The following is a 22,293-nucleotide window of genomic DNA, read 5'->3' as shown; positions in this document are numbered from 1 at the left end:
TCGGTTTCACATGTTCGGTCGCCTCGCCGGTGACCGTCCTATTTAGCGTCCGAGTCGCGTTCCTGCAGCAAGCTCGCGAACTCGCGCCATCTGCCCGCACGTTCCTGGGCCAGCGATCTCAGTTCGCCGACCCGGTGCGCCGGCACGCTCTGCGCCAGTCGCCGCCATTCCGCGATTTCCACCGGGTGCGCACCGAGCATCCGCAGCAAGGTGCGTCCTGCTTCGCTGAACCGCAACGCCGGGTCCTTGCGCAGCTGTGCTATCAGCCGCATCGCGTCCGATTCCTGCCCGGTGTATCCGCGCGCAGGCTCGGTGGGGACCGCCGAGGGCGAGGGCCAGGCTGTTCCGTCGCACCCGTTCCTCTCGTCCTTGCCGAGTTCCGGCGCGGTCTCCTCACGGTGCGCCAGCCGCGCCCGGACGTCGCGAACGGTTCCCGGCGAGATACCGGCCGCCTGGGCGATCTCGCGAAGTGATGCGGTCGGCTGTTCCTGAATGAGCCGGCGTGCCCGGCGGCGCCCCTCGGCCGCATCGAGCGGGCGGTGCTTGCCATCCCGGCCGATCCTGCTGTGCAACTGCGGCCCGTCCGCAGTTGCACGGATCGCGGCCACGGACTTCGCCGAGAGCCCGACGACCTCCGCGATCGCTCGGTCCGACCATTCGGGCTTCGCCGCGATGATCCGCGTGGCGGCCGCCTTCCTGTCGGCCGCGGTCAACGGGAGTCCGTTGACCGCGTTCGCCTTCACTGCCACCAGGAACGCGTCTCTCTCGTCTCCCTCGAAGAAGCACACCGAGATCGCGTGCTCGCCCTTCATCCGGGCAGCACACAGCCGATGCATCCCGTCGATGACTCGCATGGTGGCGCGGGAGACGATCAACGGCGGCATGGACAGGTCCGACTCGGCCAGCACTCGGACATGGTCGTCGCTCTCCCCGAGCAACCGGGGCGAGTCCGACGCGAGCAGGGAGTCGATCGCCACCAGCACGGGCGCCGAGATCGAGTAGGGAGCGCCGCTCCTACCTTCACCGCATTGCTTGCACCCCAGCGGATCTGCAACTTTACGATCGTTTTCCGAGCAACCGCAAGCCGTCACAAAAGCACCACCCTATCCATAGCCGATCCCTCTGCTCACACCTTCGGATCTGGCCGTGGCCCAGACGAGTCCGAACGCTTCCGCGCAAGCCACAAGGCGCGCCCGGATTCCACCGATCGCGCTGCGCTCGCTGATATATTTCGGCGATCTTTCGGAACTTCGTCGTCCCGCTGATGTTGCGATGGCTACAGAAGTGCCCCACCGAGAGCCGGACGTACCAGGCCAGACTCGGGGTACCACCAACTAATATACGCTTTGTTCGACTCTTTCACACCGGCACAGCGCGACGCGGCCGACGATGCGCCCCGTCCGTTTCTCGATGAATTCCACTGACCGGACTCGTCGTCGAGCAATCCCCAGCCCGGAGAGCCATGAACCTGTCGCAAATTATAAGTTAATTTTTTTCCGCCCGGACAGCGCTTGACACGCACCAACACCGTCGGCACCCCCTCGCGACCATCAATATTGCTGACCCCCTACGGGTCGGTATGCTTCCCGACCAGCAACGACCGACCCCTTACTCCCACCGATCGGTCGTTTCAGTGCAAATCGTACTTTCCGCCGAGCGCCAGCGCCCCACCATCGTCATATTGTCCTTATCCTGTTCTCCACCGCCGAGAATGGACTAGCAGAATAAAGACCAACAACACGTTTGCCCGATCGTCCTCGATCGCGTGCCCGGACAACACGTATCACTGTCCATGTAACGATAAGTGAGCAAGTTATACCCGATCAGGGGATGCACGCGCCGGGCATTATATGTCCATCGATGATTCTCCGAGCTCACCGGACGATAGGCTCTGGATCGCCCAGTGTCGATTGACAGGAACGCACGGCGGGGCTGGAGTGGTTTCCAGTGTTCTCGGATGAACGTTTCGCCCCGAAGATATCGAAGCTCTCGGTGGACTTCTGACGAGGAGACTGGCTAACGTTGTCGCCATAGGGAAGGAATCAACTGATTCGTGCTCCCCTGGGTCGAGCGCATCGGGACGGGCGGGCCGTCTTTCGCGGCGTACGCCGGTCATCAGTTCTGCGGAATGGAGCTGCTGTTGTGACAAGCATGTTCGATGTTGCGGCTTCAGGTACTTGTCAGGCTGCCGTGCGCGGCCGTGGCCGCGTGCACGACGTGGGCGGCCAGCGGCGACGCGGTGACCGCTGTGGCGCTGATCCTGCTGTGCGCGCTGATGATCCGACCGACGGCGGAGGCGGCACTGCTGGCCCCGGGAACGGGGCAGGTGCTCGTCTGCGGGGTGCCGATCGCGGACATCGCGGCGGAGGACGCCGACCGCCGCGTGCACTTGGTCGCGCCGGGCGCGGACCCGACGCCCGAGGCAGTGGCGGAGCTGTTCCCAGCGGGCCTGCCGGATTCGGAGGTCGTGGACGGTCCGCGAGTGACCGCTCCGGCCCGGACACGAGGGTCGTGCCGGACGGCACGAGGACCGGCCCAGCCGAGGCCGGTACCACCACCGGTTCAGCGGTCCTGCCAGCTCTGCACCAACTCGTCGGGGAGGTACCGGGTGGCGAGCAGCATCAGGTCGGGGTTGCCCGAAGTCCACTCTGCGGTCAGGGTCAGCCCGCCGATCCGCCAGGTGCCGTCCTCCCGGACCAGCGCGTAGCGGTAGTGCCCGCCGATCGTCCAGGTCGGCTCGCCCTCGTCGTTGGCCAGCACGTGGGTAGCCAGCACCGAAGCCGTGCACACGGCGGAATCACCGTCGACCTCGGCGAGGTGGTTCCCGGTGAGGTGCTGGGTCGCGTCCAGACCGCTGAGCGCGGTGCGCCAGCCGCGCACCAGTTCGTCCCGCGTCATCCGCAGCGGTTCGCCGCCATGCAACGAGGTGTAGTCGAAATCAATGTACTCGGCGAAGACGTCGTGAAGGCCCGGCCAGTCGCGTCGATCAGCCAGCCAGGCCGCGCGGACACAGGTCCGCACGACGGAGGCCTGCGCGGCGATCAGGTCGGCGGACTGGACTTCGTGCGGTGCGCGAGCGGGCATGTGCGGGACTCCTCCAGTCGGAGTTAGGAAGGGGCGGAAAAGTGCGAAAACGGAGGTAAAAATCGAGGCCGGTTCGAGAATAGTACGTCGACGGCGTTTTTCAAGTGTGTGAGAGCGTCGCCGTGCGAGAGCTGAAAGCCGTTGCGGGCGAAGAAAAATGCACCCAGGGCCGGGCATCGGCCGCAGTGGACGAAGTTGCACCGAAACTTGGAGTTGACGCGGGATGTATGAACCTTCCCTTCTCGACCCGGAATTGATGAGCGATCTGCGGGGTGGCTTCGGCAGACTGCGCGATGAGGCGTCGGTCTGGCGCGGCCGCGCGATGGACGGCACCCCCACTTGGTACGTCACCGGTTCCGCCGAAGTGCGCGCGCTGCTCGGCGACTCGCGGTTCGTCACCTACCTGCCTCCGGAGTCCGGGGTGGTCGATCCGCGGCGCACCATGCTCGACCAGATCGGCATCCCCGACGACCTGATGAACTACGTTCTCGGCATGCTGATCAACCACCACGGCGGTGAGCACGCCCGGCTGCGCAAGTTGATCTCCTCGGGGTTCACCAACCGCCGGGTGGCCGCGTTGCGCCCGCGCATCGGCGAGATCGCCGGTGACCTGCTCGACGGGATGGAATCCGCCCCCGGCCCGGTGGACTTGATCGACGCCTTCGCCTACCCGTTGCCGATCACCGTGATCTGCGAGCTGGTCGGCGTGCCCGAGCAGGACCGTCCGATGTGGAAGGAATGGGGCGCGGGGCTGGTCGCGATGGACGCGGCCAGAACTCCCGGCGCGCTGCGCGGCATGGTGGAGCAGGTACGGGCACTCGCCGAGCTGCGCCGTGCCGAACCCGCCGACGACCTGGTGTCGTCGCTGCTGCGCGCCCAGGTGGACGACGGCGACCGGCTCACCGACGACGAGCTGATCACCCTCGTGGTCAACCTGGTGTTCGCGGGCCACGAAACTACCGCGCACCAGCTCGGGAACTCCGTGGCGGCTCTACTCATCCACCCCGAACAGCTCGCCGCGCTGCGCGCCGACCCCCAGCGGTGGCCGGCCGCGGTGCACGAGCTGGTGCGGATGTGGACGCCGTTCCCGATCAGCCCGCTGCGCTTCGCGACCGAGGACGTCGAACTGGGAGGTCGCACGATCCGCCGCGGCGACGCGGTGCAGCCGGTGCTCATCTCCGCGAACACCGACCCGCGCGATCACACCGACCCGGACCGGTTCGACGTGACCCGCCGCGAGGGCAAGCGGGGAGACGGACACCTCGGTTTTGGGCACGGCATCCACTACTGCGTCGGCGCGCCGCTGGCCCGCCTCGAAATCGAGGTGGCGCTCTCGGCGCTGTTCACCCGCTTTCCGGGCCTGGAACTGATGAAGGAACCGGAGTGGCCACCGCACCCGATGATGATCCGGCTGGACGAGCTGTTCGTGCACCTCCGCCGCTGACCGGGCGAAGATCAAGAATCATTCCCGCGAGGACTACTCCGAGCAGCCGCACTGGGTCCTTCCAGGAGAGGAATTCGACCATGACCGAGACCTACGAACCCAGCCTGCTCGATCCGGAGCTGATGGCCGATCCCCGCACCGGTTTCGGCGAACTCCGGGCCAAGGCCGACATCTGGCGCGGACGGGCCATGGACGGAACGCCCGCCTGGTACCTGATGCGGGCGGCCGACGTGCGCGCGGTGCTCAACGATCCTCGGTTCGTCACCGGCGCGACCATCGACCTCGGCTCGGACGACCGCCGCCGGGCCCTGCTCGGGTCGCTCGGGGTGACGGGCGAGCTGGCCGGTTACGTGATCAACCTGATGCCCGACCTCGACGGCACCGACCACAGCCGCCTGCGCCGGTTGGTGTCCTCGGCGTTCACCGGCCGCCGAGTGCTCGAGTTGCGCCCGCGCGTCGAGGAGATCACCCGGCGGCTGCTCGACGACGTGGAGGCTCGCGCCGCCGCGGACGGCGGCCCGGTCGACCTCATCGAGCACTTCGCCTACCCGCTGCCGATCACCGTGATCTGCGAGCTGGTCGGCGTGCCCGAGCAGGACCGCCCGATGTGGCGGGAGTGGGGGGACGCGCTCGTCACCTTGGACCCGGATCGGTTCGCTGGGGCGTTGCGGGCGATGGTCGACCATACGCGGGCGTTGGTCGAGCAGCGGCGCGCGGAGCCCGCCGAGGACCTGATCTCCTCGATGCTGCGCGCCCAGGCCAATGACGGTGCCCGGTTGTCCGACGACGAGCTGATCAAGATGGTGATCACCTTGGTCAACACGGGGCACGAGACCACGGCACACCTCATCGGCAATTCGCTGATCGGGCTGCTGAATCACCCGGACCAGCTCAAACTGTTGACCGAGGACCCGAACCGGTGGCCGTCCGCCGTGCACGAGCTGGTGCGGGCGTGGACGCCCGTGCGGGTCACCGGACTGCGCTTCGCCACCGAGGACGTGACGGTCTCGGGGCAGCTGATCGAGGCCGGGGAGGCCGTGCAGCCAGTGCTGGTCTCGGCGAACTTCGACGAGCACGAGCACCCCGACGGCAGGGACTTCGACGTCACCCGCCGCGACGGTCCCGGCGAGGGGCATGTCGGGTTCGGCGCGGGCATCCACTACTGCCTCGGCGCGTCCCTCGCCCGGCAGGAGACGGAGGTCGCCTTGTCCGCGCTGTTCCGGCGTTTCCCGAAACTGCGCATGGACGGCGACGCGGAATGGGTGCCGGGCCCGCTGCTGATCCGCCTGACGAGCCTGCCGGTTCGGCTCGGGTGAGACGGCCGCGAACTCGACGCAACTCGGGCTTCACGTCAGCCGGACCCCGCCGCAGCCATAGTCTCGGACGTGCTCTCAGGCGACGCCCCGCCGAGATCGGCGACCGGATAGACGTCACTGGTCACCGAGGACGCCTACCGAAGCGCTTGGCGATAAGCCCAGCGACGAGCGGTTATTCGTTGAGGGTCACGATCAAGGAACACAGCGAGTTCCTTGGTATCAAAGAAAACCCTGGTGACGCGCTGCAAGACGCGGTAGCGACCACACTCCCTCGCCGCTGCTCGAAACCTTGGTTCCCAGCGTGTGCGGGGCGAACTCGGCATCCGAGCTGGTTCGCTCCATGACAAATTCCTGTGACCGATCTGCTCATCCTGCAACCGCGGTTACTCCGAGACCTGCGGCGCCGCTGGAAACAGCTCGCGCCGAGACGGCACGGGAGCCCGTCATCGCACATGCGCGTTCGCCTAACGCGGTCGTCGTCAAGCCACGAAGCCTGGACAAGGGCCCCACCCTGCTGGGCTAACGCAGCCACCGCAGAGCTGCGTCGGCGCTGTCCTCGGGGCTGCTGTTGAAGGCGATGGCTGCCGTAGGAGCGTGGTGCCGAACCAGGTTGACCACCTTCTCGAAGAACTCGAGCAACGGCTCGGGCTTGCGGATGCCGCCCCCGACCACCACACAGGCGTAGTCTTTGCGGGTCAGCGCCTCCACGATCGCTGTCTCGGCACCAGCGTCGAGCGCTACCGAACACACGTCGGACTCGATGCCGAGGGCGTCGAAACGTGCCTGACCACGTAATACCGCCGCTTTGACAGCCTCAGCGTCCGAGCCGTGGATCTTGGCAGGATCGAGACCGACCACCAATACCCGTGCCACTGTCATGCCTCTTTCTCACGAAAAGTCTTCACGCCAGCACAGTAGTCAAGAGCTGATCCACTGGCCTGCGACGACGGGCCGATGGGGCCTTGCGCCGGGGCAGCCGGACGACCTGGTGTTCGTGACCCGGACCGGTCGGGTGGTGGAGCCGCGGAACGTGAACACGATGCTCGATCGAGTGGTGCGCCACGCGAAGATCGACCGGAGCCGCGTACACGACCTGCGCCATACGTGCGCGACGTTGCTGCTTCTGGACGGTGCGACGATCCGTGACGTGATGGACCAGCTCGGGCACGCGTCGGTCACCACCACCGGAAACATCTACGGTCATGTCCTCGATGAGGCGAAGCAGAAGATGGCCGAGCGAATGAACCGGCTAGCAGAGGGCGACTGATGTCACCTATAGATGTAAACAGGGCCCCGGATGATCTCCGAGGCCCTGTTTGCCCTGCTCCCCCGGTTGGACTCGAACCAACAACCCTCCGGTTAACAGCCGAATGCTCTGCCAATTGAGCTACAGGGGAACGCTCTGTGTCGGCCCGATCGCTCTGGCCAACGGATTAACACTCTAAACCATGCCCGATCACGTTCTCGCACCCACCCCCACACACCTGGCCCGAGCGCTCAGTGCCCGGCTGCGGGACAATGAATCACCAGGTCGACAGCGACGAGGAGGTATCGAGATGAAGACGTTCCTGCTTGGCGCAGCCGTGGGTTACGTTCTGGGCGCCCGTGCCGGGCGCGCGCGGTACGAGCAGATCGTGCGGACCTACCGCAAGATCGCCGACCATCCGGCCGTGCAGGGCGCCGCCGGCGTCGCCAGGGCCAAGGTCGGCGAGAAGGTCGGCGAGACGCTGCACTTCCGCGGTACCGGGTCGCACGGGACCAACGGCCAGCGCGCCGGCGAGTCCCGCGCATCCCAGGCCTGACCAGGGTCAGGGCACGCGGGCGACCGCGAAGACCCGCCGGAACGGGAACCACGTGGTTCCGTCGGCACGGGGTGGGTAGGCCTCGTCCAGCAGCGGCGCCAGCCGCGAACGGAAGGCCTCCCACTCCTGGTCGTCGAGCGCCGCCCTGACCGGCCGCAGCGCCGTGCCCGTGATCCACTCCAGCACAGCGTTCTCGCCCGCCAGCCGCTGCGTGTAGGTGGTCTCCCACGCGTCGACCGCGCAGCCGAGATCGGCGAAGAGGTCGGCGTAGCGCAGCGGCGTGTCCACCGCGTCGTCCTCGCGCAGCACCACGTCGGCGATCTTGTCCGCCCAGTCGGGGCTCTCCGCGAGTTGCCTGGTGAGCGTGTGCGAGGGCGCGCCCATGTTGCCGGGGACCTGCATCGCGAACCACGCCCCTGACGGCAGTTCGCCGACCCAGCGCCGCAGCAGATCCCGGTGCTCGGGGACCCAGTGCAGCACGGCGTTGGTCACCACCACGTCCGTGTCGGCGCTCGGCGACCACTCGCGGACGTCGCGCTGCTCGGCGGCCACGCCGGATTCCCTGGCCGCGGCCACCATCTCCGGTGAGCCGTCGATCGCCTCCACCGTCGCACCCGGCCACCGCTTCGCCAGGGTCTTCGTGAGGTTGCCCGGCCCGCAGCCGAGGTCGGTGACGCGCCGCGGCGCCTGCGCGTCCACGCGCGCCACCAGGTCGTAGAACGGCCTCGCCCGCAGATCGCCGTAGTCGAGGTACTTCGCCGGATCCCACATATCGCCTCCCAGTACGAGCGTACTGTTAGGAAGCGCCGGTGGCCAGCTTCGCCGCGGCCTCCTCGGCCATGCTCGCGAGCAGGTCGGTGTCGGCACCCGGATCGGGCCGCACCTGCAAGATGGAGGAATCGGTGCCGGGCACCTTGCGCACCACGAACCACGCACCGCCGCCGTCGAGTTCCTTGCGGTAGCGCTGGCGGATGGAGCCCTCGACCCGCTGACGCACCAGGTGCGGGATCCGGCCCGGCTTCGGCAGCGCGTGCCGCACCGGTGCCCGATCGGCGAGCAGCACGGCCTTGCCCGCCGTGCGCGCCTCGTCGGCTTCGGTCAACGTCAGCGCGCCGTCCTTCCAGACCGCCTTGCTGACCAGGTGCCAGCCGACGCGGCGCACCTCGCCGCCCTCGGGTACCCACAGCCCCAGCGCCGTGACGGCGATGTGGCCGCCATCGCCGGTCGAGGCGACGGCGAGCACGTGCTCGCCGGCCGCGAGAGACTCGCGGAGCGGCTCCGGCAGCGGCTCGCCGAACAGTCTGCTGAGCAACCCCATCAGTCGAACCCTCCGACCGCCTGCTCACGCAGGGCCTTGCGGTACTGCTCCAGCGCCACGAGATCACCGAAGAGCGCGCGGTAGTCGTCGGCGGCATCCACCGGCGAGAGCCGCTGGAGCTTGGACTTCAGCTCCCCGATCTGCCTGCCCACGAGGTTCTCCTGCACCGCGGCGAGCATGCCGGAGACGTAGCGCATGTCGACGTCTCCGCTGGCCTGCATGGGTTCCACGGCCAGTTCCGACAGCAGCGAGCTCACCGTCCCTTGTGGAACGTGCGGCGTCGCCGCGTCGATGAGCGCCGGGCCGGTGAGTCCCGAGGCGGTGCCACCCGCGGCCAGCACCGCGTGGTGCACGGCCACGTACGCCGGGTGGGTGAACGCGTCCTCCGGCAACGTGTCGTAGGCGGGCCCGGCGAGCGCGGGCTCCTGCAGGGCCGCCTTGAGCAGCTCACGCTGGGCACGCAGGCCGGGGTGCCGGGGGTCGGGTCGCTCGATGTCGGTGGCGCCCGAGGGCTCGGACGCCGCGTCGTTGCGGGCGGCGGGCTTGCGGCCGTTGGTCTTCAGCGGCACACCGCTGCTGGCGCGCACGCGGCGCACGACCATCGCCTCGTCCTGCCAACCGACCCACCACGCCAGCTTCGTGGCGTAGCCGTCGCGCTTGGCGCGGTCCTTGATCTGCGCCACCAGCGGCACGGTGCGCTGCAGGGCCGACACCTGACCGTCGACGGAGTCCAGGTCGTAGTCGGCGAGCAAGCTGCGGATCGCGAACTCGAACAGCGGGATCCGGCGTGCCACGAGGTCGCGCACGGCGGCGTCGCCCTTGGCCAGGCGCAGATCGCACGGGTCCATGCCGTCCGGCGCGACCGCGATGTAGGTCTGGCCGGCGAAGGTCTGGTCGCCCTCGAAGGCCTTGAGCGCCGCCTTCTGCCCCGCCGCGTCACCGTCGAAGGTGAAGATCACCTCGCCACGGAACGCGTCGTCGTCCATCATCAGCTGGCGCAGCACCCGCATGTGGTCCTCGCCGAACGCCGTGCCGGACGAGGCGACCGCGGTGGGCACTCCCGACTCGTGCATGGCCATCACGTCGGTGTAGCCCTCGACCACCACGACCTGGTGGCGCTTGGCGATCTCGCGCTTCGCGAGGTCGAGGCCGAAGAGCACCTGTGACTTCTTGTAGATCGGGCTCTCGCTGGTGTTGAGGTACTTGGCCTGGATCGGGTCGTCGTCGAACAGGCGCCGCGCGCCGAAGCCGACGACATCGCCGCCCCGGTCCTTGATCGGCCACACTAGCCTGCGGTGGAACCGGTCGATCGGACCCTGCCTGCCCTCTTTGGCGATCTGCGACTTGTAGAGCTCGGCGAGCTCGAAGCCGTTGTTGAGCAGGTGCTTGGTGAGCTTGTCCCAGCCGCCGGGCGCGAAGCCACAGCCGAAGGTCGCCGCCGCGGCCTGGTCGAAGCCACGCTCGGTGAGGAACTCGCGCGCGAGCTGCGCCTCGGGCGTGGCCAGCTGCTCGGCGTAGAACGCCTGCGCGGCCTTGTGCACCTCCACCAGGCGCAGCCTGCTGCCCCGGTCGCGCTTGACGCTCGCGCCGCCGCCCTCGTAGGTCAGGTGCAGCCCGATGCGGTCGGCGAGCCGCTCGACCGACTCGACGAAGCCGAGGTGCTCGATCTGCATGATGAACTTGATGACGTCGCCGCCCTCGCCACAGCCGAAGCAGTGGAAGGTGCCATGCGTGGGGCGCACGTTGAACGACGGCGTCTTCTCCTCGTGGAAGGGGCACAGGCCCTTCAGGGCACCGCCGCCCGCGCGGCGCAGCGCCACGTACTCCCCGACGACGTCGTCGATCCGACTGCGCTCACGCACCTGCGCGATGTCGCTGTCCCGGATCCTTCCTGCCACGCGCCCCACTCTAGGCCACCCTTCACGAGCGGTTTCGGCCATACTCTGACCATGGCCGTGACCGAGAATGCCCTCGCCGAGGAGTTCTCCACGCACCGCTCGCACCTGATCGCGGTGGCCTACCGCCTGACCGGCTCGGTGGCCGACTCCGAGGACGCCGTGCAGGAGGCCTGGCTGCGGCTGAGCGCGCTCACCAGTGAGAAGCGCGCCGAGATCCAGGACCTGCGCGCGTGGCTGACCACGGTGGTCGGCAGGTTGTGCCTCGACCGGCTGCGCTCGGCCACAGCCCGCAGGGAGCACTACGTCGGCGAGTGGCTGCCCGAGCCGATCGTCACTCCGCTGGGTGCACCTCGCAGCGACGACCCGCTCGAGTCCGTGGTCCGCGACGACGGGGTGCGCATGGCGGCCATGGTGGTGCTGGACAGGCTCACCCCCGAGCAGCGCGTCGCGTTCGTCCTGCACGACGCGTTCTCGCTGCCCTTCTCGGAGATCGCCGACATCCTCGGCGTCTCGCCCGACACGGCACGCCAGTACGGCTCCCGCGGCAGGCGGGCACTGGCCGACGCCGACCCGCCCTCGCGCCAGAGCATCGACGGCCAGCGCGAGGTGCTGGAGCGCTTCGTGTCCGCGCTCATGAACGGCGACGTCAAGGGCATGACCGAGGTGCTGCACCCCGACGTCGTGCTGATCGGCGACTCCGACGGCAGGGCCAGGACCACCCGCCGGATCATGGTGGGCGCCGACAAGATCATCCGGTTCTTCGAGGGCCTGCTCACGCTGTACCGGCCGGGCGCCTTCGAGTCGGCGCGCATGGTCATGGTCAACGGCGACGTGGGCATGTACGTGCCGCCCGCGCCCGGCGAGGGCTACCGCGACCTCGACGCGCACCTCAACTGCATGGCGATCCGTGACGGCCGGATCGTCGCGATCTACGACCAGGCGAACCCGGAGAAACTGACCCGGGCTGTGAAGCTGCCGGACGTGGATTAGTTCACGAGGCGTTTGACCGACGGAGGGAAGTCGCCCCGCAGGATCCGGTCCGAGACCATCTCCACCTGCTCCCTCGTCGCTGCGAGGGTGATCGGGGTGCCCTCCACCATGCAGCGCTGGGCCAGCTCGATGAACGTGTCGGTCACCGTCCCCCGGTTGTAGCGGTGGGCGAGGTCGAGCAACGTCTTGAGGCACAGTTCCCGCAGGTCCTGGTCGGGCGTGCACACGAACACGCGCCGGGCGAAGACCCCCACGACGTCGGCGTAGGAGGGCGCGATCGGCAGGGCGTCGACGTAGCGGAAGTAGGTGCGCACGATCAGGTCGAGGTCGTCCTCGTACCCCGTGGCCAGTGCCCTGACCGTCGGTCCGACGAGCGTGGGCAGCGCGGTGAGGAACAGCTCGGGGTCGGCCGAGTTGCGCCGGAGCGCCACCGCGATGTCGGCCACCGCCGACACGTCGCCCGCGAGCAGGTCGATCTGCGCGCGCCGCACGACCTCCGCTCCCGCCGCCGGTGCCCTCGGCCCGCGCGGGGCGCGGCCCCCGTCGGCCAGCGCCACGTCGGCCAGCAGCTCGGCGGCGTCGCGGTAGCGCAGCGACGGCTGCTCACTGGTGCTCTTCTCCACGATGCGCCGGAACTGCGGGGGCACGCGGTCGAGTTCGAGCTCGAGCTGGGGGTCGTCCTTGGTGAGGATGGTGAAGAACATCGTGCCGAGGCTGTAGATGTCGGAGGCCTCGCTCGCGGCGTAGGGCGTGGCGCGGCGCTCGGGCGCGCTGTAGCCGGCGCCGGGTTCCTCGGCGCGGCCGCCCGGCGGGAGGTCGCGCCACGGGCCGAAGTCCGAGAGCGTCCAGCGCTCGTGGTAGCGCAGCGCGTTGGCGGGTTTGAGGTCCCCGTGGACCAGACCGCGCGCGTGCAGGAACGCCACGCCCTTGACGATCTCGGTGAAGATGTCGACGGCCTTGTCGAGCGTGTCCGCCGCACCGGACCGGACGTAGTCGCCGAGCGAGCACTCGGCCATCGGCAACAGGCAGTACGGCGGGTCGACGGCGAAGTCGACGCCGAGCACCGGCAGGACGTACGGGCTCCTCAGTCCACGTTGGAGGTCGAGCTCGCGCCGGAGCCTGGTCCGGTCGTCAGTCCTGAGTGGTCTGCCTGCCGTGTCGTGGAACTCCTTTCGCACCACCGGTTCCGGCCGGTCGGAGGACGCGGACACGTAGAGGGTGGAGTGTCGGGTGGTTGCCAGGATCCTGCCTCTCGGGATGAACATCGCGGTTCCCCTGAGTTGTGCGACGTGGGTGCCTCAGCGGAACCTCCCCCAGCGGAGCACGAGCGGGACCGGGCGGTCCGGCAGGGCGGGCCGGCGCGAGCCGGCAGCATGAGGATCCGCGCAGATCACGACCTGTCTCCTCGGTGAGACACGTCGGTGGTCCAGTCGCGGCCCGCATCCGCCCTATTACCGGACGAAGCCAAAATGTGACAATTGGTGTGTTCAAACAGCATCGATCCGGTCTCGGTCAAGGGGCCGGGACCCTGCACGCCTCCCCGGACGTGAAGCCCTGGTCGGTGATGTCGAGCGCGCTGTTCACTCTGGCCCGCATGTTCTCCAGCCCGATCTGGTATGAGAGCTCGATGACGCCCTTGGACCCGAACTCCCGCTCGAGCTCGGCCACCTGCTCGTCGGTGACCGTCACCGGACTCGCCGTCATCGCGTCGGCGTAGGCCAGCGCGAGCCGCTCCTGGTGGGTGAACAGCGGCGACGTCGCGTACGAGTCGATCTGCTTGAGCCGGTCGAGGTCGAGGCCCTCGTGCTTCTGCAGCATCTCGCCGAAGTCCACGCACCACGAACAACCGAGCTGTACGGCCACCCGGTACACGGCCAGCTCGCGCACGGCGAGCGGCAGAGTGCGCGAGGCTTTCTCCGCGAGCATTTCGTGCACCGCGTAGGTGGCCAGCACGGGCCGATGGTGCGCGGCGACGGCCATCGGGTCGGGCACGGCGCCGTACCGCTTGCGGGCGAAGAAGTAGCTGAGCCGGATCAGGATTCCGGCGTTCTTGCTGGGCACTGCGGAGATGCGGGGCATCGGTTCCTCCTGCTGGTCGACGGGTTCACCAGCAGGACGAGACAGCTCAGCCGGATGTGACGGCGCGGACGTCCCAGACCCACATCCCGCCGATCACCTGCCCGCTGCGACCGAGCAGCCGCTCCACGGTGGTGCGCAGCGCCTCGCTCTCGTCGGCGGTCATCGGCAGCACCACCACGTCGGCGTTCCAGTAGCGCAGGTCGGCCTCCACCTGACGCTTTCCGCCGACCGAGATCTCGGGGGCCGTGCCCGAGTCCGCGACCTCCTCCAGCAGTTCGGAGACGGGCCTGCGCACCGCGCCGTAGGTGCCGCGGCCGTCGGTGGCCGGGCCGACGAAGTAGCCCTCGGCGAGCGGGAAGCCGAGCCCGGCCTCCACCTGCCAGTGCAGCGGGTCGGCGTCGCCGGAGTCGGGCAACGGGACGACGACCACCGACCCACCCGGGTCGACGTGGTTGCGCCACAGCCCGTCGGTGAAGAACGCGGGCGCCTCGGCGCGCTCGCCCACCCGCAGTTCGGTGGGGGCCACCGGGACGAGAGCGAGCGCGAGCGCGCCGAACCAGGTGATCCGGGCGGCGAGGCGCCAGTCGGGTGGCGCGGAGAGCCGCAGCACGCGCTCGGTGGCCATCGCCAGCAGGATCCCTGCCGGCACCACGCAGCCCATCGCGAAGCGCGACTCCAGCACCGACTCGTACAGCGGCAGGTCGAACATCAGCATCCACGGACCCGGCACGGAGGTGCCGGTGCCGTCGACCACGAGCAGCACGCCCATCGAGATCCAGGCGAGCGCGAACATCGCCACCGCGAGCGCCCTGGCCGCCGCCACCCGCCACAGTGCGATCGACACGCCCGTCAGCAGCAGTACGAGGGGCCAGCCGAAGAAGGCGTTCTCCTCGGTGCGGTTGAGCGAGAGCTCCTTGGCGGCCTCGGCGTTGCCTGCCACGGACTCGGTGGCGAACGTGGTGAACGCCGCCGCGTCGTTGCCGAGCAGCCCGTGCTCGATGCTGCCGTAGCTCTGCGGTCCGGCGAACTGCCACCACAGCGGGAACGCCACGATCGCGAGCGTCACGCCCGCGCCGACCAGGATCCCGGTGCCGAGCGGGCGCGCCATCGCGAGCGCCTCCTCGGGCCGCGAGAGCGCGTAGACGACCGCGAACACCGCCATCGTGGTGGCCGCGATGAGCAGCGGTTCCTCGCCGAGGAAGACCTGGTAGGCCACCAACAGCCCGAGCAGTACGCCATTGCGGACGGGGCGTTGCCCGCGCGCCAGCTTGAGCAGCACCAGCACGATGAACGGGAGCAGGAACAGCACCACGAAGTTCGGGTGCGCGTTGGCGTGCGAGATGATCGACGGCGCGAAGGCGCAGAACGCGGCCCCGATCGCCGCGCCGGAGCGCGTGCTCACGAGGTGCCGCGACAGCACCCAGTACCAGGCGCCCGCCGTGGCGGCCAGGCCCGCCGTCAGCGTCAGCGCCCACGTGGCCGTGGGGCCGAACAACACGGTCACGGGCGTGAGCGGGATCCCGATGCCCAGCATGGCCGTGTTGGCCATGAGGTTCACGCCGAGCGGAAAGTTCTGCAGGTCGGTGAACAGCGGGTTCTGCAGGTGCAGCACGTTGCGGGCCGTGACCGCGAAGAACCACTCCCACATGTTCTGGTCCTGGACGCTGCTGGCGAGGTACCCGCCGTCCAGGTTCATCCACAAGGGACGGTAGAGCAGGAACGCCGCGAGCGCGTAGACGCCGAACACCGCGAGGTCGGCCATCCGGCCGCGCGTGACCCAGTACGGGAGCCGGGATCGCGGGGTCGCCTCCGAGCGCACGTCGGCGGCCGCCGTCACGGCTCGACGACCCTGGCCAGGAAGTAGACGGCTCCGGTGTCCGCGTGCCGCACGAGGAACAGGAACGGCCGGTCGACCTCGACGGTCACGGGATCACCCGCGGGCATCGAGACCAGGCGCATCATGACGGCGGTCGCGGCGGCGCCCTCGAGCCCGCTCTCGTCGACGCGCAGTACGGCCTCGTGCAGCACATCGGAGACGTACAACCTCGGGTCGGCGGTGAGCCCGCTGAAGTCGGCGGGCGGCGTGAACATCGTCCGCACACCGAGCGAGCGCAGCGCGGACCTGAGCCCGGTGCGCACGTCGAGCGAGAGCTTCGGCAGCGCCAGGTTCACCATCGTCTGCCGTCGCGAGGACAGCAGCTCGGCGAGCACGTCGGAGTCCAGTGTGGACTCGGCGTTCGCGAGGGGACCGTCCGGAAGCAGGACCACTGCCTCCACGCCGCCGACGGCGGGCAGCGCGACGAGCCGCCAGCCCGCGTGCTCGGCGTACCCGAGCCGCTCCGACTGGCGCATCGTCGGCACGCGGCGGGTGCCCGACGGCGGGTGGAAGTCGGCATCGGCGGTGCCGGACTCCTGGAACGGCGAGGTCCATGCCACGCGCAGGTACAGCGCGTTGACGATGCTCGCCACGGTGTCCGCGCCGATCGTGCCGGGCGACAGCAGCTCCGGGATCAGGTCCCGCGTGGCCTTGGCGATGTCACCGTTGATGAGCGCGCGGGCACCCTCCGGATCCTCGACGAAGGGGGCGCCGGACACGCCGCCGGCGGGCCACGTGGCGAGCTCGGCGACGTAGTCGGGCCTGAGCGGGAGCTGGTCCCACGCCCACAGGGTGTTGGACACGGCGAGCACGGGCTCGTCCTGGCCGGTCCGTGCGGTGAGCTCGGCGGCATCGCGCAGCAGCGTGGCCTGCGCGCTCACCTGGCCGGGCTCGCCCGCGAGCAGTGTCGAGACCTCCTCGGAGGCCGCGCCCCGCGCGGCGGCGGCCACCAGGCCCAGCGCGCTCGCGACCGAGTACGGCGAGAAGCAGGCATCACCGGTACCCGCCGTGGCGCGATGCAGCGCGAGGGCGAACCGGAGATGAGCGCGTTCCGTGCCGCTGACAGGCATCCCCCGACGTTACCGTCGCTACGGAGCGCTAGCTGTGCCGCCCCGTGTGCCACGCGTGCCAGGCGTGGGCCTGGGCGTCGGTGAGCGAGGCGAGCTGGTCGATCACTACCCGCAGCTTCGCCGCGTCGTCGCCGGCGGCCTCCCACGCGGGCAGGAAGATCGGGTCGAGCGAGTCAGGGGCCCGGCTGGCCACCACCTCGACCACCTCCACGAGCAGCTGGCGCTGGCCCTCCTGCATCGCGAGCCTGCGGCGATCGCTCATCACGTAGCGCAATGCCAGCGCCTTGAGCAGCGCCACCTCGGCTCCGACCTGCTCGGGTACGGCCAGCTCGGCCTCGTAACGGCGCAGCGGACCGTCGCCGTGGACCTGCCTGGTGCCGGTGACCGCGGCCGAGGCGAAGCGCCCCACGAGCTCGCTCGTCATGCGCTTGAGCGCGACCTGCGCAGCCAGTGACGAGTCGTACCGCGCCGCGGCGAGGCCCGCCACCACGGGCAGGTTCAGCAGCTCCTTCGCCGCGCTCTCCACAGTGGACACCGAACTGCTGGTGAAGTGGCGTGCGGCGAGCTCGGCCACGGCCGTGCGCTCGTCGGCGTCGGCGAGCACACCCAGCGAGATGCGCCCGGCGAGCACGCCGTCCTCCACGTCGTGCACCGAGTACGCCACGTCGTCGGCCCAGTCCATGATCTGCGCCTCGAGACAACGGCGACGCCCCGCGGCGCCCTCGCGCATCCAGTCGAAGACGGCCAGGTCGTCGGCGTAGGCCCCGAACTTCCCGCCACCGTCCTGGCGGGGCCACGGGTACTTGGTGGAGGCGTCCAGGCACGCGCGCGTGAGGTTGAGGCCCGCCGTGCCGTCGCCCTCGGCGAGCACCTTGGGCTCGAGCCGCGTGAGGATGCGCAGCGTCTGCGCGTTGCCCTCGAACCCGCCGCACGCCGCCGCGGCCTCGTCGAGCGCCTGCTCGCCGTTGTGCCCGAACGGCGGGTGCCCGATGTCGTGGGCGAGCCCCGCGGTGTCGACCAGGTCGGCGTCGGCGCCCAGGTCGTCGGCGATGCCCCTGCCGATCTGGGCGACCTCCAGCGAATGGGTCAGCCGCGTGCGCGGCACACCGCTGACCTCGGCGCCCTCCCCGGGGCCCACGACCTGGGTCTTGCCTGCGAGCCTGCGCAACGCCGCCGAGTGCAGCACCCTCGCGCGGTCCCGCGCGAACGGGCTGCGCGCATCACTGAGCGCGCCGGGCAGCCCGGCGCGCTTGGGCTCCTCGGGCTGTCTGCGTTCGCGATCGTGTGCGCTGTAGACGGCGTTCATCGAACGCCACTGTATTCGTTAGCGCAGGCCGGTGCCGCCGATGCTGTCGGCCGGGTTCTTCGACAGCCGGTAGTACAGCAGCGCTCCGGTCTCGCGGAAGATGTAGCGCGCCTGCGTCTCCCTGGTCTGCACAACCGGCCCACTGTGGGTGGGCGAGAGCCAGACGTCGAGCCCGACGTCCTCGGCCATCGTGCCCGCCCGCAGCGAGTGCCACGGGTCACTCACGAGCACCACCGTGCTCCAGCCCCTGGCGTGGATCTGGTCGGCCACCGCGCGCAACGTGCGCAACGTGTCGGTGCCCTCCCCCACCGGAAGCGTGCTCTCGGCGGGCACACCGTGCTCCACCAACCAGTTCGCTCCGGCCTCGGCCTCGGTGTAGGCGTCGCCCTCGCCCTTGCCGCCGGAGGTGACGATCCGGTCGGCTACCCCGGACTCGTACAGGTTCTTGGCGTGTTCGAGCCGCGCTTCGAAGATCTTGGACGGCACGCCGTTGTACTGCGCGGCGCCGAGCACGACGATCGTGTCGACCGCGGTTCGCTCGTCGGCCCTCGCGACGTACCAGACGCGCAGCGCCGTCCCACCCACCACGAGCAGCGCCACGAGCACGACGCCGAGGACCGTCCTCCGGATCCAGCGCGCTGAAGTGCTCACCCGTCCAGTTCTACCAAATCACTGCCCGCTTCCGACGGCGGCCATGTGCCGCCGCGAACACCCCGTCCGCGCCGGAACTTGGTGACACACCGTACTTTTCGGGGCCGCCACGCAGTGCGTGACGGCCCCGGTAAAGCGGAGCTGCGAGCGGACTCAGCAGCCGATGAGCCGCGCCGCGAGGTAGGACTCGAGCTTGTCGATGGCGATGCGCTCCTGCGCCATCGTGTCCCGCTCGCGCACCGTGACGGCGTGGTCGTCGAGCGAGTCGAAGTCGACGGTCACGCAGTACGGCGTGCCGATCTCTTCCTGGCGGCGGTAGCGCTTGCCGATCGACTGCGCGTCGTCGAAGTCGACGTTCCAGTGCTTGCGCAGCATCGCGGCGATGTCCTTGGCCTTCGGTGTGAGGTCCGAGTTCCGCGACAGCGGCAGAACGGCGACCTTGAACGGCGCCAGGCGCGGGTCGAGCTTGAGCACCGTGCGCTTGTCGACGCCGCCCTTGGCGTTGGGCACCTCGTCCTCGGTGAACGCGTCGAGCAGGAACGCCATCATCGGCCTGCCGACACCCGCGGCCGGCTCGATGACGAACGGCCGGTACCGCTCACCGGAAGCCTGGTCGAAATAGGACAGATCCACGCCGGAGTGGTTGGAGTGCGTGGTGAGGTCGAAGTCGGTGCGGTTCGCGATGCCCTCGAGCTCACCCCACTCCTGGCCGGCGGAGAACTGGAACCGGTACTCGATGTCGACCGTGCGCTTCGCGTAGTGCGAGAGCTTTTCCTTCGGGTGCTCGAAGGTCCGCAGGTTCTCCCGCTCGATGCCGAGGTCGGTGTACCAGTCCATGCGGAGGTCGATCCAGTACTGGTGCCACGTCTCGTCCTCGCCCGGCTCGACGAAGAACTCCATCTCCATCTGCTCGAACTCACGCGTGCGGAAGATGAAGTTGCCCGGCGTGATCTCGTTGCGGAAGGACTTGCCGATCTGGCCGATGCCGAACGGCGGCTTCTTGCGCGACGTGGTCTGCACGTTCAGGAAGTTCACGAAGATGCCCTGCGCGGTCTCGGGGCGCAGGTAGTGCAGGCCCTCGTCGGACTCCACCGGGCCGAGGAAGGTCTTGAGCATCATGTTGAACTCGCGCGGCTCGGTGTACTGGCCACGGTTGCCGCAGTTCGGGCACGGGACCTCGGAGAGGTCCTCCTCGTTCACCGGGGTGCCCGTGCGCTCGGCGTACTCCTCGGCGAGCTGGTCGGAGCGGAACCGGCGGTGGCAGGCGAGGCACTCGACGAGCGGGTCGTTGAACGCGTTCACGTGCCCGGAGGCGACCCACACCTGGCGCGGCAGGATCACCGACGAGTCCAGGCCGACGACGTCGTCCCGGTTCTGCACCATGGTCTTCCACCACTGGCGCTTGATGTTGTCCTTGAGCTCCACGCCGAGCGGCCCGTAGTCCCACGCCGACCGGGTACCGCCGTAGATCTCTCCCGAGGGGAAGACGAAGCCACGACGCTTGCACAGATTGACGACGGTCTCGATGGTGTTGGCGGGCACTCAACGCTCCGGGGCATGCGGATTTGGGCTATGACAGTGAGCTACCAGCGTAGCCCTCGTGCCGGGTCCCTCGTCCCTGGGGATGCGGCGTTCACGGACGGGTGACGAGCTCCGCGACGACGATCCGGTTGTCCTCGTAACCGTCCGTGCCGCCCACGTAGTCGCCACCGCACGTGACGAGGACGAGCCGGTGCTCACCACCCTGGTCGAACAGCCGCTCCGCGTGCGCGGGCAGGTCGTTCTTGTGCAGCGTCACCACGTCGGTGACGCGGTAGACCCAGCGGTCCCCTCCGACGTCGACCACGGTGACGTCCTGGCCCGCGCGCGAACGCCACAGCTCGTCGAACGGCCCTGTCCGCCCGTCCCAGTTGACGTGGCCCGACAGCAGCGCGACTCCCTGCGGGGCGCCGAGCTCGGCGCCCCACCACGTGGCCTCGTCGAGGCCGTCCGGGATCGGCAGGGTGCCGTCCGGAGTCACCTCCTTGCGCACGAGCGTCGCCGTGCCGCCCTCGGCCAGCCGGACCGTGCCGGGCTGCTGGGGCGCCACGCGCGGAGCGGGTGCGGCCGAGGACTGCGGCCGCAGCTCCACCGGCGACACCGACGTCGACGTCAGCGGAGGCGGCGCGGCCGTCGTGGAGACGGGAGGCGGCGCGGCGACCGGTTCGTCGCCGCCCGTGAGCACGACGACGCCCGCGGCCACGGCAGCGACAGCGAGTACCCCGAGGACGGCGGCGAGCACGCCGCGGCGGCGCACCGTCACGCGTCGTCCGCGGCGGAGCCCGCCTGCCTGCGGCGCGTGACGAGCAGCAGCGCCGCGGCGCCGAGCACGACGCCCCCGCCGACGAGCGCCCAGCCGAGCGGCTCGGCACTCGAGGACGGCGCGGCCTGCACGCCTGCCGGGATCTTCACGGGCACCTGCGGACGGGCGGGCTCCTGCTCGCCGCCGCCGGGCGTCACGGCCTCGAAGCCGGCGGGCAGCGAGCAGCTGACCCCGCCGAGCACGAACCGGGTGGTCACCTCGCGCAGATCCGCGCCCTCGGCGTCCTTCACGTGGGAGACGATCTCCACCTGCCAGCCCGCGGCGGTGGTCACGTCACCGTCGCGCCACTGGTCCTGGCGCACGAGCTGGTCGAACGAGCTCACCTTGCTGAGCACGACGTCGGACACGGTCTTCCCGGGATCGGCGCCCTCGACCTCGATGGGCGCGCCGAACCGCAGGCCGGTGCGCGTCACCGGCTCGTCGCCGCTCGGCGGCTCCACGGGACTGAGCTCGCCGTTCTCGTCGAGGAGCAGGAGCCGCTCCGCGGTGGTCTCGGCGCGCGGGGCGTCCGGGGTCGCGCACTCGACCGTGCTGCGCGCGCCCTCGACGGCCACCACGGGGGTGTCGGAGGAGAGGTCGTTGAGCGCGAAGGTGGCCTCGGCCGTCGCGGTGGGCACCGTCGTGTCCCGCAGCGTGGCGGTGACGGCGTGCTCACGGGGCGAGACGCCCTCGGGCACCTCGCTGTCCGCGCCGAAGCCCAGCAGGTAGTTGGGCCCCGCCGCCTCGCGCTCGCCGTCGGTGGCCGGCAGCGCGGAGCGCGTCTGGGCCAGCGTCGAGGTGCCGGGCAACAGCGGTGAGCGCTGCGTCTCGGTGATCACGGAACCGCCAGCGCCGCTCTGACCGTCGCCGTCGATGCGCATGGAAGCGACGTTGGCGAAGGCCACCGGTCCGGAATTCTCGTCGACGGCGTCCGGCGGCTCCTGCCCCAGCGCCACTCCCGGAGCGGCCGCCACCAGCACGGCACCACAGACGACCAGCGTGGTCACGAAACGGCTCATGTGTCCCCTCAGCCCGAATCAACGCGACAGCGTTTCACCTTTGCTCATGTAGACGGCGGAACCGGGCAATTCGGCACCCCAAATCACCTGAACGGAGCA

General features: G+C 69.5%; 21 protein-coding genes and 1 tRNA gene. 5 read left to right on the top strand and 17 right to left on the bottom strand.

Annotation, left to right across the window (positions count from 1 at the left end; translation table 11 throughout):
* Nucleotides 1-38: 38 nt before the first annotated feature.
* The 3 genes from JHE00_RS19870 to JHE00_RS19860 all read right to left on the bottom strand — a co-directional run bounded on the left by JHE00_RS19870 (nucleotide 39) and on the right by JHE00_RS19860 (nucleotide 3,084).
* A complete protein-coding gene (locus tag JHE00_RS19870; protein ID WP_307832021.1) occupies nucleotides 39-983 on the bottom strand; it encodes a ParB N-terminal domain-containing protein in 945 nt (314 codons plus the stop codon).
* Nucleotides 984-2,169: 1,186 nt separating this feature from the next.
* A complete protein-coding gene (locus tag JHE00_RS19865) occupies nucleotides 2,170-2,358 on the bottom strand; it encodes a hypothetical protein (protein ID WP_200320171.1) in 189 nt (62 codons plus the stop codon).
* A gap of 204 nt (nucleotides 2,359-2,562) precedes the next feature.
* Complete coding sequence (locus JHE00_RS19860; protein ID WP_200320169.1) at nucleotides 2,563-3,084, bottom strand: nuclear transport factor 2 family protein; 522 nt, start codon at nucleotides 3,082-3,084, stop codon at nucleotides 2,563-2,565.
* A gap of 256 nt (nucleotides 3,085-3,340) precedes the next feature.
* Between JHE00_RS19860 and JHE00_RS19855 the strand changes: the two genes are divergently transcribed.
* The gene (locus tag JHE00_RS19855; RefSeq protein ID WP_200320167.1) at nucleotides 3,341-4,528 is read left to right on the top strand and encodes a cytochrome P450 family protein; all 1,188 of its coding nucleotides are present in this window, start codon (nucleotides 3,341-3,343) and stop codon (nucleotides 4,526-4,528) included.
* Between the two features lie 80 nt (nucleotides 4,529-4,608).
* Nucleotides 4,609-5,844, top strand: coding sequence for a cytochrome P450 family protein (locus JHE00_RS19850; RefSeq protein WP_200320165.1), 1,236 nt, complete (start codon nucleotides 4,609-4,611; stop codon nucleotides 5,842-5,844).
* 519 nt (nucleotides 5,845-6,363) lie between these two features.
* On the opposite strand, the gene JHE00_RS19845 is transcribed toward JHE00_RS19850, so the two are convergent.
* Complete coding sequence (locus JHE00_RS19845) at nucleotides 6,364-6,723, bottom strand: hypothetical protein (protein ID WP_230424551.1); 360 nt, start codon at nucleotides 6,721-6,723, stop codon at nucleotides 6,364-6,366.
* On the opposite strand from JHE00_RS19845, the gene JHE00_RS19840 reads away from it, so the two are divergent.
* A complete protein-coding gene (locus JHE00_RS19840; RefSeq protein WP_200320162.1) occupies nucleotides 6,722-7,111 on the top strand; it encodes a tyrosine-type recombinase/integrase in 390 nt (129 codons plus the stop codon). The two genes, JHE00_RS19845 and JHE00_RS19840, sit on opposite strands and share 2 nt — an antisense overlap.
* Nucleotides 7,112-7,168: 57 nt before the next feature.
* On the opposite strand, the gene JHE00_RS19835 is transcribed toward JHE00_RS19840, so the two are convergent.
* Nucleotides 7,169-7,241 (bottom strand) — tRNA-Asn (locus JHE00_RS19835).
* A gap of 159 nt (nucleotides 7,242-7,400) precedes the next feature.
* Between JHE00_RS19835 and JHE00_RS19830 the strand changes: the two genes are divergently transcribed.
* On the top strand, nucleotides 7,401-7,646 hold the full coding sequence (locus JHE00_RS19830; RefSeq protein ID WP_200320160.1) for a hypothetical protein: 246 nt from the start codon (nucleotides 7,401-7,403) through the stop codon (nucleotides 7,644-7,646).
* A 6-nt stretch (nucleotides 7,647-7,652) separates the two neighbouring features.
* Here the strand turns inward: JHE00_RS19830 and JHE00_RS19825 are convergent, their stop codons facing one another.
* The 3 genes from JHE00_RS19825 to dnaG are packed head-to-tail and all read right to left on the bottom strand — an operon-like array spanning nucleotide 7,653 to nucleotide 10,862.
* Entirely contained in the window at nucleotides 7,653-8,417 is a 765-nt protein-coding gene (locus JHE00_RS19825) for a trans-aconitate 2-methyltransferase (RefSeq protein ID WP_200320158.1), read from the bottom strand.
* 25 nt (nucleotides 8,418-8,442) lie between these two features.
* Nucleotides 8,443-8,964, bottom strand: a complete 522-nt coding sequence (locus tag JHE00_RS19820; RefSeq protein WP_200320156.1) for a hypothetical protein — start codon at nucleotides 8,962-8,964, stop codon at nucleotides 8,443-8,445.
* Nucleotides 8,964-10,862, bottom strand: coding sequence for a DNA primase (gene dnaG / locus JHE00_RS19815; RefSeq protein WP_504739430.1), 1,899 nt, complete (start codon nucleotides 10,860-10,862; stop codon nucleotides 8,964-8,966). The genes JHE00_RS19820 and dnaG overlap by 1 nt, the downstream gene beginning before the upstream one ends.
* Before the next feature lie 51 nt (nucleotides 10,863-10,913).
* On the opposite strand from dnaG, the gene JHE00_RS19810 reads away from it, so the two are divergent.
* Nucleotides 10,914-11,852: a sigma-70 family RNA polymerase sigma factor gene (locus JHE00_RS19810; protein WP_200320152.1), complete on the top strand. Its 939-nt coding sequence runs from the start codon at nucleotides 10,914-10,916 to the stop codon at nucleotides 11,850-11,852.
* On the opposite strand, the gene JHE00_RS19805 is transcribed toward JHE00_RS19810, so the two are convergent.
* The 9 genes from JHE00_RS19805 to JHE00_RS19765 all read right to left on the bottom strand — a co-directional run bounded on the left by JHE00_RS19805 (nucleotide 11,849) and on the right by JHE00_RS19765 (nucleotide 22,194).
* The gene (locus JHE00_RS19805) at nucleotides 11,849-13,117 is read right to left on the bottom strand and encodes a protein kinase domain-containing protein (RefSeq protein ID WP_200320150.1); all 1,269 of its coding nucleotides are present in this window, start codon (nucleotides 13,115-13,117) and stop codon (nucleotides 11,849-11,851) included. The two genes, JHE00_RS19810 and JHE00_RS19805, sit on opposite strands and share 4 nt — an antisense overlap.
* 247 nt (nucleotides 13,118-13,364) lie before the next feature.
* Nucleotides 13,365-13,931, bottom strand: coding sequence for a carboxymuconolactone decarboxylase family protein (locus JHE00_RS19800; protein WP_200320148.1), 567 nt, complete (start codon nucleotides 13,929-13,931; stop codon nucleotides 13,365-13,367).
* Nucleotides 13,932-13,977: 46 nt separating this feature from the next.
* Entirely contained in the window at nucleotides 13,978-15,693 is a 1,716-nt protein-coding gene (locus JHE00_RS19795; RefSeq protein WP_230424663.1) for a glycosyl transferase, read from the bottom strand.
* 71 nt (nucleotides 15,694-15,764) lie between these two features.
* On the bottom strand, nucleotides 15,765-16,877 hold the full coding sequence (locus JHE00_RS19790; protein WP_200320143.1) for a serpin family protein: 1,113 nt from the start codon (nucleotides 16,875-16,877) through the stop codon (nucleotides 15,765-15,767).
* 28 nt (nucleotides 16,878-16,905) lie between these two features.
* Nucleotides 16,906-18,183: a deoxyguanosinetriphosphate triphosphohydrolase gene (locus tag JHE00_RS19785; protein ID WP_200320141.1), complete on the bottom strand. Its 1,278-nt coding sequence runs from the start codon at nucleotides 18,181-18,183 to the stop codon at nucleotides 16,906-16,908.
* 18 nt (nucleotides 18,184-18,201) lie between these two features.
* Nucleotides 18,202-18,834: a YdcF family protein gene (locus tag JHE00_RS19780; RefSeq protein WP_200320139.1), complete on the bottom strand. Its 633-nt coding sequence runs from the start codon at nucleotides 18,832-18,834 to the stop codon at nucleotides 18,202-18,204.
* Nucleotides 18,835-18,987: 153 nt separating this feature from the next.
* Nucleotides 18,988-20,376, bottom strand: coding sequence for a glycine--tRNA ligase (locus JHE00_RS19775; protein WP_200320137.1), 1,389 nt, complete (start codon nucleotides 20,374-20,376; stop codon nucleotides 18,988-18,990).
* A 91-nt stretch (nucleotides 20,377-20,467) separates the two neighbouring features.
* The gene (locus JHE00_RS19770; RefSeq protein ID WP_307832020.1) at nucleotides 20,468-21,136 is read right to left on the bottom strand and encodes a class F sortase; all 669 of its coding nucleotides are present in this window, start codon (nucleotides 21,134-21,136) and stop codon (nucleotides 20,468-20,470) included.
* Nucleotides 21,133-22,194, bottom strand: coding sequence for a hypothetical protein (locus JHE00_RS19765; protein ID WP_200320135.1), 1,062 nt, complete (start codon nucleotides 22,192-22,194; stop codon nucleotides 21,133-21,135). Before JHE00_RS19765 ends, JHE00_RS19770 begins: the two co-directional genes overlap by 4 nt.
* Between the last annotated feature and the right edge of the window lie 99 nt (nucleotides 22,195-22,293).

The organism is Prauserella cavernicola (assembly GCF_016595675.1).
GTDB lineage: Bacteria > Actinomycetota > Actinomycetes > Mycobacteriales > Pseudonocardiaceae > Prauserella_A > Prauserella_A cavernicola.
The sequence above is the reverse complement of the archived record's forward strand: the minus strand, read 5'-3'. Positions and strand labels throughout refer to the sequence as shown.